Origin of the sequence: Achromobacter marplatensis (genome assembly GCF_049060505.1) — a bacterium.
GTDB lineage: Bacteria > Pseudomonadota > Gammaproteobacteria > Burkholderiales > Burkholderiaceae_B > Achromobacter > Achromobacter marplatensis_A.
In genome coordinates, this window is record NZ_JBMGRB010000002.1 from 308,601 (window position 1) to 323,559 (window position 14,959).

Here is a 14,959-nt window from a genome sequence, read left to right on the forward strand (position 1 = left end):
ACCCATCAAGCAGCGGCGGATTCTTCGACAATTCGGCCACGGAGCCATCGCCGCTTGATGGGTTCTTCTATAATTCAGCCATGGAGCCATCGCCGCTTGATGGGTTACGCGCGCTAGGGGTCGGCGTTTTGGTGGCCGGATTGGCGCGCTCCACCCATCCTACGAGTCCTCGCGCGCGCTGCGATCCCCACGTCCAAAGGAAAAGCCCCCGCAGGGGCATTTTTTTATCGCGGACCGCCCCAAGATAAAAACGCTCCCTCGGGGGCAGCCAGCACACGCAGTGTGCGCAGCGTGGGGGAATGTTCCTTAGCAGCAGCCGATCCGTTTCTTTCCGCCGTAGCGCGCGTCCTGGCGCTCGCGAAAGAACGCTTCGTAAGTCATCGGCTCCTGATCAGGGTGGGTACGCCGCATGTGTTCCACATACGTCTCGTAGTCCGGCACGCCGACCATCAGCCGGAGCGTCTGCCCCAGGTAACGGCCGGCGGCGCCGGCGGCTGAACTCATGTTGCCAAACAGCATGCGGCGCCTCCTTGGGGATCAGTCCGCGCCCGCCGCGACGGGCAGCGCTTCGTAAGGCGTCTCGCGCGAGGTAGGCTTGTTCTCGGCGCGGGCGCGCTGCACCGACTTCAGGCCAAACACCACGATGCTGACCACCACGAACATGAAGATCGCGCACAAGCCGGCGTTGATGTAGTCGTTCATCACGACACGCGACATTTCGCCCAGCGACTTGGCAGGGGCCAGCACGCGGCCCTCGGCGATGGCCGCGTTGTACTTGGCGGCGTGAGCCAGGAAGCTGACGCGCGGGTCGGCATCGAACAGCTTTTGCCAGCCGGCCGTCAGCGTGCACGCCAGCAACCACAGCGTGGGCAGGATCGTGACCCAGGCGTAGCGGTCGCGTTTCATCTTGAACAGCACGACGGTGCCCAGCGTCAGCGCGATGGCGGCCAGCATCTGGTTGGCGATACCGAAAAGCGGCCACAACGTGTTGATGCCGCCCAGCGGATCCACCACGCCCTGATACAGGAAGTAGCCCCAGGCCGCCACGCACAAGGCGGTGGCGATCAGGTTGGCCGGCAACGAGTCCGTGCGCTTGAGCGACGGCGCGAAAGTGCCCAGCAGGTCTTGCAGCATGAAGCGGCCGGCGCGCGTGCCCGCGTCCACGGCGGTCAGAATGAACAGCGCTTCGAACAAGATGGCGAAGTGGTACCAGAAGGCCATCATGCCCGGGCCGCCCATGGCCTGGTGCAAAATGTGCGCCATGCCGACGGCCAGCGTGGGCGCCCCGCCCGCGCGCGAAATGATCGTGCTTTCGCCGACGTCCTTGGCGGTCTGGATCAGGTCTTGCGGCGTGACCACGAAGCCCCAGCTGGACACCACCTGGGCCACCTGGTCCGGCGTGGTGCCGATGACGGCAGCCGGGCTGTTCATGGCGTAGTAGATGCCGGGCTCGATCACGCAAGCCGCCACCAGCGCCATGATGGCCACGAACGATTCCATCAGCATGCCGCCGTAGCCGATATAACGTGCCTGGCTTTCGTTTTCGATCAGCTTGGGCGTGGTGCCCGACGCGATCAGGGCATGGAAGCCCGATACGGCGCCGCAGGCGATGGTGATGAACAGGAACGGGAACAGGTTGCCCGACCAGACCGGGCCGGTACCGTCCACGAACTGCGTCAGCGCGGGCATCTTCAGTTCCGGCGCCACGACCACGATACCGATCGCCAGGCCGAGGATGGTGCCGATCTTCAGGAAGGTCGACAGGTAATCGCGCGGGGCCAGCAGCAGCCACACGGGCAGCACGGCGGCGATGAAGCCGTAGACGATCAGGATCCAGGTCAGGCCCTTGCCGTCGAAATCGAACATCGGGCCCAGCACCGGATGCGCGGCCACGTCCTGGCCGAACGTGATGGCGGCCATCAGGCCGACGAAGCCGATGACCGAGACCTCGCCGATCTTGCCGGGGCGGATGTAGCGCAGGTACACGCCCATGAACAGCGCGATGGGGATGGTAGCCGCAACCGTGAAGGTGCCCCACGGCGAATGCGTCAGCGCCTTCACCACGATCAGCGCCAGCACGGCCAGGATGATCACCATGATCATGAAGGCGCCGAACAGCGCGATCACGCCCGGGATCTTGCCCAGCTCGGACTTGACCAGATCGCCGAGCGACCGGCCGTCGCGGCGGGTCGAGATAAAGAGGATGGTGAAGTCCTGCACGGCGCCGGCGAACACCACGCCCGCCAGGATCCACAGCATGCCGGGCAGATATCCCATCTGGGCGGCCAGCACCGGGCCCACCAGGGGGCCGGCGCCGGCGATGGCGGCAAAGTGGTGGCCGAACAGCACGTGCTTGTTGGTCGGCACGTAGTCCAGGCCATCGTTGTGCTTCCAGGCCGGCGTCATGCGCGAGGCGTCCAGCTGGAAGACGTTCTTGGCGATGAACCGGCTGTAATAGCGGTATGCGATCAAGTAGACGCATACGGCGGCAATCACCACCCAAAGCGCGTTGATGGTCTCTCCTCTGGCCAGCGCCACGGTACCCAGCGCGAACGCGCCCAGTACCGCAACCGCCAGCCAGACCAGGTGCTGACCCAGTCCCTTACTGCTGGAATGCATAAGTGCTCCTCTTGCCTCCCGCCATGCTTGTGGCGTGAAACGTTTTTGTCGTCCCGCGGAAGGCAGACTCATTGTTGTGGGGTGGCGGGCGCGCAGGCACCCGCACTGCGTCCTTTGAACGCGGGCGTTAGTATTTCGTTTTGCCCCCTTGCCAACAAGCGCGGAACTACGCAAGCCGCATACGTGTTACTACGCACCGCACCGCAACATAAGTCGGTGAAAAACGTAAAATCCAGCAGCACAACCGATATCGCCACTGGCGAAACCGTCGTGATGCATCGCACCAATCCTTATCGGGGTTGCCCCCCACAATATGAAGCTGCGCCTGAAAATCCTGCTGCTTGCCGCCGTGCCCCTGCTGGTGGCGTTGGCCGCCATTACCGTGGCCGTCTACGTGCAAGGCCTGCAACTGGCCCAGCGCGAAAAGCAAGTGGTGGAAAGCGCCTGGCTGGCCAGCAAGGAAAGCGAACTTCGCCACTACGTGAACCTGGCCTACAGCGCGGTCGCGCCCTTGCAGGAGGCGGGCGACGACGAGGCCGCACGCCAGCGGGCGCTGGCGCTGCTGGCGCAGATGGAGTTCGGCCATGACGGCTATTTCTTCGTCTATGACCTGCAGGGCAAGAACCTGATGCACCCGCGCCAGCCGGAATTGGTCGGCCAAGACCTCTGGAACCTGCGCGACACGCACGGCCAGGCGGTCATCCAGAACCTGCTCACGGCCGCCCGCCGCGGCGGCCAGCAAGGCGAAGTGGTGCATTACCTGTGGGAAAAGCCCTCTACCCACCAGACCGTGGAAAAACTAGGCTATGTGGTGGTGCTGGACCGCTGGGGCTGGATGCTGGGCACCGGCATATATCTGGACGATGTGGAGCAGGCCCTGGTGCGGATCGACGCCGCCGCGCAGGCCAACATCCGCAGCATGTTCGCCTGGGTGGCGGGCATCGCCGCCGTCTCCATCCTGGGGGTGGCGGCTTGCGGACTGGCGCTGAACATCAGCGACCACCGGCAGTCCGACGCCAAGCTGCGGCTGATGGCCCAGCAAGTGGTGCGCTCGCAGGAAGACGAGCGCGCCCGCCTGTCACGCGAACTGCACGACGGCATCAGCCAGGTGCTGGTGTCCATCAAACTGTCGCTGGAAGCGGCGCGCGAACGGCTGCGGCAATCATTACCGGAACAGCCGCAGGCCCTGACCCATATCGACCGGCCGCTGGGCGGCGCGCTTGACCGCCTGAACAGCGCCGTGGGCGAGGTGCGGCGCATTTCACACAACCTGCGCCCGACCCTGCTGGACGACCTGGGCCTGCCGGCCGCGCTGGAGCACCTGGGCCGCGAGTTCGCCATCCCCAGCGTGGACGGGGCGCCGCCGCTGGCCGTCCGCCTGCGCACTACTGGCCGCCCGGTCAAACTGCCCGAGGCTTATGCCACCGCGCTGTTCCGCGTCACCCAGGAAGCCCTGACCAACGTCATGCGCCATGCTGGCGCCACCCGTGCCGACATGACCCTGGCTTATAGTGCGCACGACCTGCGGCTGACCATTTCGGACGACGGCCGCGGCTTCGACTTCGCCGAAGTCCAGCAAGACCCCCGGCGCGGCATCGGGCTGCGCAACATGCGCGAACGCATGAGCGCGCTATCCGGTAACCTGAGTTTCCATACCAACGCGCAAGGCACGACCTTGCAGGCCTGGCTGCCCTTGCCGGCGCCGGCCGCCCCTACCGCGACGACCGAGGCATGACCGACACCCCCGACGCCATCCGACTCCTGCTGGTCGACGACCACCCCCTGGTGCGGGACGGGCTACGCCTGCGCCTGGAAACCGTGCCGCGCCTGCGCGTGGTGGGCGAAGCCGGCAATGCACAAGCGGCGCTATTGTTCCTGGCGGCATGCCTGGCGGAGGATCCCCAGGGCGACACCCTGCCCCATCTGGTGCTGATGGACCTGAACATGCCAGGCGTGGGCGGGCTGGAATTGACGGCGCAATTGCACGAACGCTATCCCCAGATCGCCGTGCTGGTGCTGTCCATGCACGACAACCCTGAATACATGGTGCAGGCGGTGAAGGCCGGCGCCCGGGGCTATCTGCTGAAGGATGAACCGGCCGAAGAGATCGTCACCGCCATCGGCGCGGTCATGGCGGGCCGTAGTTACTTCAGCGCGGCCGTGGCCGTGCGGCTGTCCCAGGCCAGCGCCCCCGCCACGCTATTGACGCAGCGCGAACGCGACGTGCTGCGCCACATCGCCAGCGGCCAGGCCAACAAGCAGATCGCGCAGGCGCTGGGCCTGTCCGTGCGCACGGTCGAAACGCACCGGCTGAACATCAAACGCAAGCTGGGCATCGACGGGCAGGCCGAACTGATCAAGTACGCCGTCGAGAACCGCGGCGTTTGAGCCTCGCGGATGGGGCCGGGCGCCTGACCCGCCGCCCGCGCTGCGGTAGACTTGCCTCCATTGCCGCGTCCCTGACGCCGGCCGACACGACACAACGCCACGACGAGCGCGCTGCCCCCAGGAGTCCCCTATGTCATTGGAAAAGAACTACACCGCCATTCTCGAAGCACTAGGGGAAGACCCGTCCCGCGAAGGGCTGGCCGATACGCCGGCCCGCGCGGCCAAGGCCATGCGCCACCTGTGCCGCGGTTACGGCCAGAACCTGGACGAAATCGTCAACGGCGCGCTGTTCACGTCGGACACGCGTGAAATCGTGCTGGTCAAAAACATCGAGCTTTACTCGCTGTGCGAACACCACATGCTGCCCTTCATCGGCAAGGCGCACGTGGCGTACCTGCCCGCCGGCCGCGTGCTGGGCCTGTCCAAGGTGGCGCGCATCGTCGAGATGTACGCCCGCCGCCTGCAAATCCAGGAAAACCTCAGCCGCCAGATCGCCGAAGCCGTCCAGACCGTCACCGGCGCGGCGGGAGTGGCCGTCGTCATCGAAGCGCAGCACATGTGCATGATGATGCGCGGCGTGGAAAAGCAGAACTCGTCCATGGTCACGTCCGTCATGCTGGGTGAATTCCACGACAACCCGTCGACCCGGGCCGAATTCCTCAGCCTCATCCGATAGCAGGACCGCCGCCCTTCTTTTGGCGCATATCGCGGGCCCGCCCGCTGCGACGACGATGCCTATACCCGGCACCGCCGGCGCGGCAGGCGGGCCCGGCCGCTTTGGGTCCGGGGTGTTTGGCTCCTACTGATCCAGGCATCTGGCCCTAGCGTTCTGGTCCCATCCGGGCAAACTGGCAGCCAGCAAGCCGGTTGCGCCGGGGCGCGGCCGCTCTCTCTCTCGGAGACCACCATGAACGCGATATTCCGCCACATCCGCCGCTGCACCCTTGCCGGCCTGGCCGCCGCGCTGCTAGCCGCACCCGCCTACGCCCAGACCAAGCTGGTGGTGGGCTACCAGCTGATCGTGGGGCCGTTCCTGTCCGCCATCGCCGACGGCAGCTTCGACACCGCCCTGAAAGAGGCCGGCTACCAGGTCGACTGGCGGCAGTTCACGTCCGGCGGCGACATTTCCACCGCGCTGGCCTCTGGCAACGTGCCGGTCGGCGTCCTGGGATCCACCGGCATCACCTCGGCGTCTACCCGGGGCGTGGACATGCAGTTGTTCTGGGTGCTGGACAACATCGGGAAATCCGAAGCGCTGGTCGCCCGCAACGGTTCCGGCATCAACAGCACCGCCGACCTGAAAGGCAAGCGCGTCGCCACGCCGTTCGTGTCGACCTCGCACTTCCATCTGCTGGTGGGCCTGGAACAGGTCTGGAAGATCGCGCCGCGCGACGTGCGTATTTTGAACATGCAGCCCCCGCAGATCGTCGCGGCCTGGCAGCGCGGCGACATCGACGCCGCCTACGTCTGGCCGCCCGCGCTGACTGAAATCGCCAAGAGCGGAAAGATCATCGCCGACTCCCAGCAGATCGGAGCCGCCAGCGTACCCACCTTCGACGGCATCGTGGTCGACCGCGCCTGGGCCGCCAAGCATCCGAAGTTCATGGCCGCCTTCACCGGCGTGCTGGCCAAGTCCTACGCCGACTACCGCGCCAACGGCGCCAAATGGACCGCCGAATCGCCCCAGGTCAAGGGCATCGTGCGCTTGATCGGCGGCAAGCCGGACGACGTCGTCGAAGCGCTGGGCCTGCTGGTATTCCCCACCGCGCAAGAGCAAGCGTCGAATGTATGGCTGGGCGGCGGCAAGGAAGGAGGCGCGGCGCGGGCCTTCGCGGCAAGCGCCACGTTCCTGAAGGACCAGAAGCAGATCGACCGCGCGCTGGCCGACTACAGCCCGCACGTCACCGACCAGTACGCGAAAGCCGCGGCCAAGTAAGCGGCCCGGCGCGCCTGAAGGGGAGCCCGCATGACCATGCCGTCCACCTCCGCCGCGCAGCGGCTATGCGCGGAACAAGTCAGCGTCACCTATCCCGGCCTGCACGACAGCGGCCCGGTGATCGCGCTGCAGAACGTCAACCTGACCATCCAGCCGGGCGAATTCGTCGTGGCGCTGGGCGCCTCGGGCTGCGGCAAGACCACCTTGCTTAGCCTGCTGGCCGGGTTCCTGTCGCCCACCGAGGGGGAAATCACGCTGGGCGGCCGGCCCATCGTCGGCCCCGGCGCCGACCGCGGCGTGGTCTTCCAGAAGCACGCCCTGCTGCCCTGGCTGAACGTGCTGGAGAACACGGAATTCGGGCTGAAGCTGCAAGGCGTCGACAAGGAAACGCGGCGCGCCCGCGCCCGCCGCAACCTGGAACTGGTAGGGCTGCAGGACTTTCACCGCCACATGATCTATCAGCTGTCTGGCGGCATGCAGCAGCGCGTGGGCATCGCCCGCGCGCTGACCTGCGACCCCGCCATGCTGCTGATGGACGAACCCATGGCGGCGCTGGACGCGCTGACGCGCGAAACCATCCAGGAGCTGCTCCTGGATATCTGGCAACAGACCAGCAAGATGTTCTTCTTCATCACCCACAGCGTGGAAGAAGCGCTCTTCCTGGGGTCGCGGCTGATCGTCATGTCGCCTCGCCCGGGCCGCATCACGCACACCTTCACGCCGGACTTCAACCGGCGCTACCTGGAGACCCGCGATGGACGTGGCATCAAATCCAGTCCCGACTTCATCGCCATGCGCGAACAAGTCCTTGGGATCATCTACGGCGACGAACGCGCCGCCGCCTCGCCCGAAGCCGTCCATGTCTAGGAACCGGTCCGGGCATAAGCCCGCGACGCCGGGGATGGTCTACGGTGCGCCGGGCGCCGGCTACAGCGGGCACATCAGCCTGATCACCAGCCTGGCGCTGATCGCCCTGTGGTTCCTGGTGACCAGCGCCGGCTGGGTGCGGCCGCTGTTCCTGCCGTCCCCGATTGCCGTGTACGACAAGTTCGTGTCGGCCATGACGGACGGCGTCGCCAATTCCACCCTGGCCGAACATGCGCTGGCCAGCCTGACGCGCGTCTTCGGCGCCTTTTTCCTGGCCTGCCTTACCGCCATTCCGGTTGGCATCCTGATGGGCGTGAACCGCTATGCGCGCGGCATCTTCGACCCACCCATCGAGTTTTACCGCCCGTTGCCGCCGCTGGCCTATCTGCCCCTGATCATCATCTGGTTCGGCATCGGCGAGTTCCCGAAGATTCTGCTGATCTACCTGGCCATCTTCGCGCCGATGGCGATTGCCGCCCGCGCGGGCGTCCGGTCGGTCTCTATCGAGCAGATCCATGCCGCCTATGCGATGGGCGGCACCCGCATGCAGATCGTCTGGCACGTGATCTTGAAGGCGGCCATGCCCGAGATCTTCACCGGCATGCGCATCGGCATCGGCGTGGGATGGACCACGCTGGTCGCCGCCGAAATGGTGGCCGCCGACCGGGGCCTGGGATTCATGGTGCTGAACGCCGCCCAATTCCTGGCCAGCGACACCGTCATCATGGGCATTATCGTGATCGGCGTGTTCGCCTTCGCCTTCGACCTGCTGGTGCGCTACCTGGAGAAATTCGCCATCCCCTGGAAGGGACGCATCTAAGACGTTTCCAACAGGGCAATCCCCCATTTCTTCGCCCTGGCGGCTCCTCTATCCTGAGGCTCAGATCCGGAACCCGACCCCGCACGCGTCCTGCGCCGGGGTCCCGCATCGCCTTCACAAGGAGCCGTCATGTCCAGCCAGGCCTCGATGCTCAAGCCTGTGTTGTGGGAACGCCTGTTTGAAAGGGAAAGCGCGCCCAACCTCAGCCTACAGGGCCGCGTGCGCCAGATGCTGGTGTCGGCCATTCTTAGCGGCCACTTGCCGCCCGGCATGCCGGTGCCGTCCAGCCGGCAGTTGGCCGACCAATTGCGCATCGCCCGCAACACGGTCGTTTTCGCATACCAGCAACTGGTCAGCGAGGGATACCTGGTGTCGCGCGAACGCAGCGGCCACTTTGTGTGCGATTCCGTCATGCAGGGGCACCCCGGTTCGGCCTGCGATGCCGCCCCCGCCGCGCCGCTGACCGATGCGCCCGATCCCCGGCGCGTGCGATGGGACGAACGGCTGCGCTTCCGGCCGTCGCGGCAGCGCAATATCACCAAACCGCAAGACTGGCAGAAGCAGCCCTACCCTTTCGTGTACGGCCAGTTCGACCCCGACCTGTTTCCCACCGCCGAATGGCGCGAATGCTGCATCAAGGCGCTGTCCGTGCTGGACATCCGCAGCTGGGCGCCCGACCTCATCACCCACGACGACCCGACACTGATTGAGCAGATCCGCACCCAGGTGCTGCCGCGCCGGGGCGTCTGGGCCGACGCCGAGGAGATTGTCATCACCGTCGGTGCGCAGCACGCGTTGTACCTGCTGGCGGATCTGCTGGTCAACGACGACACCGTGGTCGGCATGGAAGACCCCGGCTACCCCGATGCCCGCAATATCTTCGCCAGCCACACGCGCAACCTGCTGCCGTTGCCCGTGGACGAACGCGGCCTGTGCACAGGCACGCATCTGCTGGGCTGCGACTATGTGTTCGTCACGCCCGGCCACCAGTGCCCCACCACCGTCACGCTGGCGATGGAGCGCCGCGAAAGCCTGCTGGCATTGGCGCGCCAGGCCGACAGCATGATCATCGAAGACGATTTCGAAAGTGAAAGCCGTTGGGGCGAAGGCGCGATCCCCGCGCTGAAAAGCCTGGACCGCGACGGCCGCGTCATCTATGTCGGCAGCCTGGCCAAATCGTTCGCGCCGGGCCTGCGCATCGGCTATATCGTTGCCCCGCGCGAACTGACGAGCGAATTGCGCGCCCTGCGCCGGCTGATGCTGCGCCACCCGTCGGCCTATATCCAGCGCGCCTTCTCGCTGTTCATCTCGTTGGGCCATCACCATTCCCTGCTACGCAAGCAGTCGCAGGCCTACCAGAAGCGCGGCGCCGAACTGGCGCAGGCCCTGGCGCAGCACCTGCCCGACTTCAAGGCGATTCCCATCACGGGGTCGTCGTCCTGCTGGCTGGCCGGGCCGCCGTGGCTGGATGCCGCCGCGCTATCCGAAGCCGCATTGGCGGAAGGCGTGGTCGTAGAACCGGGGAACGTATTTTTCATGAATGGCGCCGACGCGCCGCGCAACTACCTGCGTGTGGGCTTCACGTCGATCCGGCCCGAGCATATCGGGCCGGGGATCGAAAAGCTGGCGCAAGTGGTGCACCGTTACCGCTTGCGGACGGCGGCGTAGGCAGGCCCGAACGCCCGTTCGACGTCCAGGGCTACAAATGTTCGTCCCGCAGGTGATACCAGCGGTACAGCAGCCCTTGGCCGATCCGGCGGAACGGCGCGAACAAATGCCCGGGCAGCGGCGAATCGTAGATGGGCAGGTCCCAGGCCAGGCCATCCTTGCCCATCATCCGTTCAGCCAGCCGCCTGCCCGCGTGCGCCGAGAACGCCACGCCATTGCCGCCGTAGCCGAACGCGTAGTACACGGGCAGCGCCGGATCCGGCTGCGTCACGCGCGGCATCATGTCGTGGCTGACGTCCACCCAGCCCCACCAGGAATACGCGACGTCCACGCCGCGCAGCGACGGGAATTTGCGCGCCAGGCCTTCACGCAGCAACGCCAGATGGCGGGGGTGCTCGGCATCGGCGCCGCGTAGCGCGCTGCGGCTGCCGATCTGCATGCGGCCGTCCGGCAGCAACCGGTAGTAGAAGCGCAAGGTGCGCGTATCGGTGATGAATACGGTGCTCTTCAACCCCGCCGCCTCGCGTTCGGCCGGCGACAACACCCGTGTCACCAGCGAATTCGACAGCACCGGCATGATGCGGTTGTCCAGTAACGGATTCACGCCCTGCGCGGTGTAGCCGCCGGTCGCGAACGCGACGCGGCGCGCGCGCACCACGCCCCCTGGCGTCTCTAGCAGGATGACGCCGTTTTCCTTGCGCCAGCCCAGCACGGGGCTGGAGGGATGCACGCGCACACCCAGCGCCCGCGCCTGCCGCAGGTAGCCATAGGCCAGCTTCAACGGGTGCACGCCCACGCCGTCGGGCTCGTGCATGGCGCCGACCGCTTCATGGTCGTCGACATAACGTTCGCGCAGTTCCGCCTTGCCGAGCATCCTGGCGTCGTAGCCGAACACCTCGCGCATCACGCGAGCCTCGTTCTGCAGGAACGCCATTTTCTTCTGGCGATGCGCCGTGTACAGATGGCCGCCCGGCTGCGCGTCGCAGTCCACTTGCGCGACCAGGCTCTTCCAGTATTCGAAGCCCTCGCGGATTTCCGCGTCCAGGCGTTTCGCGGTGTCCAACCCCCAGCGCTCGATCCATTGAGAACGGTACAAACGGCCCGAAGCGTTTTGTCCCTGGCCGCCGTTGCGGCTGGTGCAGCCCCACACGACGCGGTTGGCTTCCAGCACCACCGCCCGCACGCCGAAATCGCGCGCCAGGGTCAACGCGGCCGACAAGCCGGTGAAGCCCGAGCCCACGATCACCATGTCGGCATCGACATCGCCCTGGATCGGCCCGTCGTCCTCGGGCGGATCGCCGGCGCTGGCGACCCAATAGGTCGGCGCATAGTCCTGGCCCCGGCCAGGCGGGGACACCAGCGGGTCATAGGTCGGGTTGTAGGCGTTGGCCCCTGGGGTGGCCGCACGGGGCGGGCGTGAGGTGTCGAAGGGCATTTGGGTATCCATGCTTCGAATCCGTGTCCTGGGTGTTACCGGAGCGTTTCCGGAGTGATTCCAAGGCCCGAGGCGGCGCCTCAGGCACGGGCCGGCAAAGCCGGGCGCTGCTTGCGGAACGCGTTCTTGACGCGGATCTTGCCGTCCTGGAACGTGAAGACGTCCACCATGTCGGCCTCCGTCCTTGATCCATCGGCGGCGGTGCCGGTGAACGTGCATTCGGAGACGCCGCGATCGCCCGCCACCCAATGCCGGCCGTTGTTCCATTGGGCATCCGGGAAGTTCTTCCAGGCGGCGGCAAAGGCCGTGCGGACGGCCTGCGTTCCGGTGTGCCGACTGCCGCACGCATCCGGGCCGCCCACGGTCTCGAACACGCAGTCCTCGCTCATGAAACTCATCAAGGCATCGATGTCGTGGCGGTTCCATGCGGCCGCGAATTCGGCCAGCATTTCCACGGTGACGGTCTTGTGCATTGCCTACCCTCCGATAGACGCCGGCGCGGCATGCGCCCGCGTACAGGATCCAAGGTACGAGAGCGGTCCGGCAGGGTCTAGAACCAGAAGCGGGAAATCGCTTGCACCAGTCACGAAGCCGTGGCGGGCGCAAGCATCGCGGACACCTGCCGCGGATCGATGGCGTCACGCAAACCGATAAACACCAACCCCGGCGCGCCCAAGCCATCAGGCGGCGCCGCCTGCGTGTCATACCGCACGCGGCGGCCCGCCCACTGCACCAGCACCAGCCCGTGCCGGTCCGTGCGCACCCACCCCTTCGCCCTTAACAACTGCCGGGGCATTTGCCGAAGCTGCCCCGCCAGCCAGTCGGCGTTCAGCGTGCCGGGCGCCTGCCAGAGCCAGCTCTGAAACGGATGGTCGGGGTCCGCCTGCGGCATCGCGCAATGATGCGCGGCGTGGCCGCAACCGGCATGCCCGCAATCATGGACGGACGCGCCCGGCAAGGCTTCGCCGGACAGATAGCGCAGATCGACGCGCCCTTCCCGGGTGTCGATCATGGCGGCGCCTTGCGTCACACCGCGCAGCCACTCGCGCACCTGCCCCAGCGCTTCCGGCGTGACGAGGTCGGTCTTGTTCAGCACCAGCAGATCGGCTGCCCGCAGTTGCCGGGCGACCGTATCGCTTAACAGGGGATCATCGGCCAGGGCCCGCACGTTCGCGGCATCCACCAGCACCACCACGCCCTCTAGCTGCAGCAGCGGGTCGCACATGCCAACCTGTGCGATGCGCGACGGGTCCGACACGCCGCTGGCCTCGATCACGATCCATTCCGGCGGCGGGTCCAGCGCCAGCACGCGCGCCAACGCGTCGTCCAGGCCGCCGGCCATCGAACAGCAGACGCAGCCATTGGCCAACCGGATCACCTCGTCCGCGCGCTGCGCGATCAGGCCGGCGTCGATATCGATAGGCCCGAAGTCATTGACCAGCACCGCCGCGCGGCGGCGGCTGGCGCCCAGTACATGATTCAGCAGCGTGGTCTTGCCCGCACCCAAAAAGCCGCCCACGACCGTCAACGGAATGCGCGCCGCGCCGATGCCGGTCATCTCAGGCGCCCTCCAGGGCCAGCGGCCGTCCGCCGACGACGGTGCCGCGCACGGCGACGTCTTTCAACTGATGGGCGGGCACCGTCGAAGGGTCGTCTTCCAGCACGCAGAAGTCCGCGTACTTGCCCACTTCGATCGAGCCGACCAGGTGGTCCATGTGCAGGGTATAGGCCGCGCCCAGCGTGACGGCATGCAGCGCTGCATCCACGCTGATGCGCTCGGACTCGCCCAGCACACGGCCAGAAGCGGTCAGGCGGTTGACGGCGCACCACGCGGTGAACAACGGCCCCAGTGGCGTGATCGGGGCATCGGAATGGATCGAGAACGGCACGCCCGCCCGCGCCGCCGAGGCGCAGGCGTCCATGCGGTTAGCGCGGTCCGGCCCCATGGTGAGCGCGTAATGGGCGTCGCCCCAATAGTAGATGTGGTTGGCGAACAGGTTGGCGCACATGCCCAGGCTGGCCATCCGCCGGAACTGCGCCGCGTCGGCCATCTGGCAATGCTGCAGCGTGTGCCGATGATCGCGGCGCGGCGTGCGGCGCAGGGCCAGGTCCACGGCATCGATCGCGCGTTGCGTTGCTTCGTCGCCGTTGGTGTGGATGTGCAGTTGCACGCCGGCATCGTGATAAGCCTGGACCGTCGCGTCCAGCTCGGTCGGCGCGATAACCCAGATGCCATTGGGCGCGCCGTTGTAGTAGCCCGGCCAGCGCACTCGGGCAGTGAAGCCCTGGATCGACCCGTCCACCACCAGCTTGACCATGCCCAGATGCAGCTTGTCGTGGTTCAGCCGCTTGGCCGCCGCCAGCGTCTCCAGGCAGCGCGCCGGGTCGCCTGCGTAGGTCAGCGCCGACGCGGCGGGCACGATGCGCACGGGATAATCGGCTTCGGCCGTAACGCGCGCCAACGTCGCGATGCCTTCATCGCCCAGTTCATTGACCAGATCCGTCGCGGTGGTCACGCCCGCCCACTGCGCCACCTTGCCGAACATGCGCAGCCCGTCTTCCGACAACCCCACCGTGCGGAACGGGCTGCCGATCAAGCGCATGACCGGGAACATGGCGGCGAATTCGCAAAGCTCGCCGCTGGGCCGGCCGTCTTCCAGGCGCGTCACGCCCTCGATGTCGGTGTCGCGGTCAATGCCGGCGCGCGCCAGCATCGGCGTATTCACATTCATCAAGTGCATGCTGGCGTGCATGATGACGATGGGCCGTTCGGGCGACACGCGGTCCAGGTCCTGGACGCGCATGCGCTGGCCGTCAAAGAAGATCGGGTCGAAGCCCCAGCCGATCAGGGTTTCACCCGCCGGCAGGCTGCGTTCGGCCTCGCGCAGGCGGCCGGCGACCGCGTCAAAGCTCTTCAGCCCGCTCCACAGGCGGCCGTCCGGCCCGCGGCGGTCGTAGTAGCCCACATACACGAATTTCCACATGCCGCCTTCGGGCAGGTGGCAATGCCCCTCGACCAAGCCGGGCATCAGCACCCTGTCCGCATACCGGTCATCGACGTCGGCCGGCCCCCAGCCGGCCAGCTCTTCGCGGCTGCCCACGCCCAGGATGCGGCCGTCCCGCACGGCGACGTGCGTGGCGCGCGGCTGGGCCGGATTCATGGTCAGGATGCTGCGGGCGGCGTAGATCGTCGTATTGCCTTCGAGCCGGGTCATCGCGGGTTCCT

Annotated in this window: 13 protein-coding genes; 7 read left to right on the forward strand and 6 right to left on the reverse strand. The window is 66.7% G+C overall.

Going from position 1 to position 14,959, the window contains the following annotated elements; all coding sequences use genetic code 11:
• Positions 1 to 306 precede the first annotated feature (306 nt).
• Together ACI0FO_RS06180 and ACI0FO_RS06185 are read right to left on the reverse strand one after the other, a co-directional pair.
• Positions 307 to 519: a YbdD/YjiX family protein gene (locus ACI0FO_RS06180; RefSeq protein WP_085946884.1), complete on the reverse strand. Its 213-nt coding sequence runs from the start codon at positions 517 to 519 to the stop codon at positions 307 to 309.
• A gap of 18 nt (positions 520 to 537) precedes the next feature.
• Positions 538 to 2,619: a carbon starvation CstA family protein gene (locus ACI0FO_RS06185; RefSeq protein WP_416025004.1), complete on the reverse strand. Its 2,082-nt coding sequence runs from the start codon at positions 2,617 to 2,619 to the stop codon at positions 538 to 540.
• A gap of 313 nt (positions 2,620 to 2,932) precedes the next feature.
• On the opposite strand from ACI0FO_RS06185, the gene ACI0FO_RS06190 reads away from it, so the two are divergent.
• From ACI0FO_RS06190 to ACI0FO_RS06220, 7 genes are all read left to right on the forward strand, one after another.
• The gene (locus tag ACI0FO_RS06190) at positions 2,933 to 4,354 is read left to right on the forward strand and encodes a cache domain-containing protein (RefSeq protein WP_416025006.1); all 1,422 of its coding nucleotides are present in this window, start codon (positions 2,933 to 2,935) and stop codon (positions 4,352 to 4,354) included.
• Entirely contained in the window at positions 4,351 to 5,007 is a 657-nt protein-coding gene (locus tag ACI0FO_RS06195; RefSeq protein WP_416025008.1) for a response regulator, read from the forward strand. Before ACI0FO_RS06190 ends, ACI0FO_RS06195 begins: the two co-directional genes overlap by 4 nt.
• 130 nt (positions 5,008 to 5,137) lie before the next feature.
• Positions 5,138 to 5,683, forward strand: a complete 546-nt coding sequence (gene folE, locus ACI0FO_RS06200; RefSeq protein WP_105557148.1) for a GTP cyclohydrolase I FolE — start codon at positions 5,138 to 5,140, stop codon at positions 5,681 to 5,683.
• A 231-nt stretch (positions 5,684 to 5,914) separates the two neighbouring features.
• The gene (gene tauA, locus ACI0FO_RS06205; protein ID WP_416025011.1) at positions 5,915 to 6,943 is read left to right on the forward strand and encodes a taurine ABC transporter substrate-binding protein; all 1,029 of its coding nucleotides are present in this window, start codon (positions 5,915 to 5,917) and stop codon (positions 6,941 to 6,943) included.
• Between the two features lie 30 nt (positions 6,944 to 6,973).
• On the forward strand, positions 6,974 to 7,810 hold the full coding sequence (locus ACI0FO_RS06210; RefSeq protein WP_416025012.1) for a taurine ABC transporter ATP-binding protein: 837 nt from the start codon (positions 6,974 to 6,976) through the stop codon (positions 7,808 to 7,810).
• Positions 7,803 to 8,630, forward strand: coding sequence for an ABC transporter permease subunit (locus ACI0FO_RS06215; protein ID WP_105557145.1), 828 nt, complete (start codon positions 7,803 to 7,805; stop codon positions 8,628 to 8,630). Before ACI0FO_RS06210 ends, ACI0FO_RS06215 begins: the two co-directional genes overlap by 8 nt.
• Before the next feature lie 129 nt (positions 8,631 to 8,759).
• Positions 8,760 to 10,298: a PLP-dependent aminotransferase family protein gene (locus tag ACI0FO_RS06220; protein ID WP_416025015.1), complete on the forward strand. Its 1,539-nt coding sequence runs from the start codon at positions 8,760 to 8,762 to the stop codon at positions 10,296 to 10,298.
• A gap of 31 nt (positions 10,299 to 10,329) precedes the next feature.
• Here ACI0FO_RS06220 and ACI0FO_RS06225 read toward each other — a convergent pair whose 3' ends face one another.
• From ACI0FO_RS06225 to ACI0FO_RS06240, 4 genes are all read right to left on the reverse strand, one after another.
• Entirely contained in the window at positions 10,330 to 11,745 is a 1,416-nt protein-coding gene (locus ACI0FO_RS06225; RefSeq protein ID WP_416025017.1) for an NAD(P)/FAD-dependent oxidoreductase, read from the reverse strand.
• 68 nt (positions 11,746 to 11,813) lie between these two features.
• Positions 11,814 to 12,206 (reverse strand): nuclear transport factor 2 family protein, encoded by a 393-nt coding sequence (locus tag ACI0FO_RS06230; RefSeq protein ID WP_416025019.1) that lies wholly within the window; start codon positions 12,204 to 12,206, stop codon positions 11,814 to 11,816.
• A 110-nt stretch (positions 12,207 to 12,316) separates the two neighbouring features.
• Positions 12,317 to 13,291 (reverse strand): CobW family GTP-binding protein, encoded by a 975-nt coding sequence (locus tag ACI0FO_RS06235; RefSeq protein ID WP_416025021.1) that lies wholly within the window; start codon positions 13,289 to 13,291, stop codon positions 12,317 to 12,319.
• A gap of 1 nt (position 13,292) precedes the next feature.
• On the reverse strand, positions 13,293 to 14,948 hold the full coding sequence (locus ACI0FO_RS06240; protein ID WP_416025023.1) for an amidohydrolase: 1,656 nt from the start codon (positions 14,946 to 14,948) through the stop codon (positions 13,293 to 13,295).
• Positions 14,949 to 14,959: the final 11 nt, after the last annotated feature.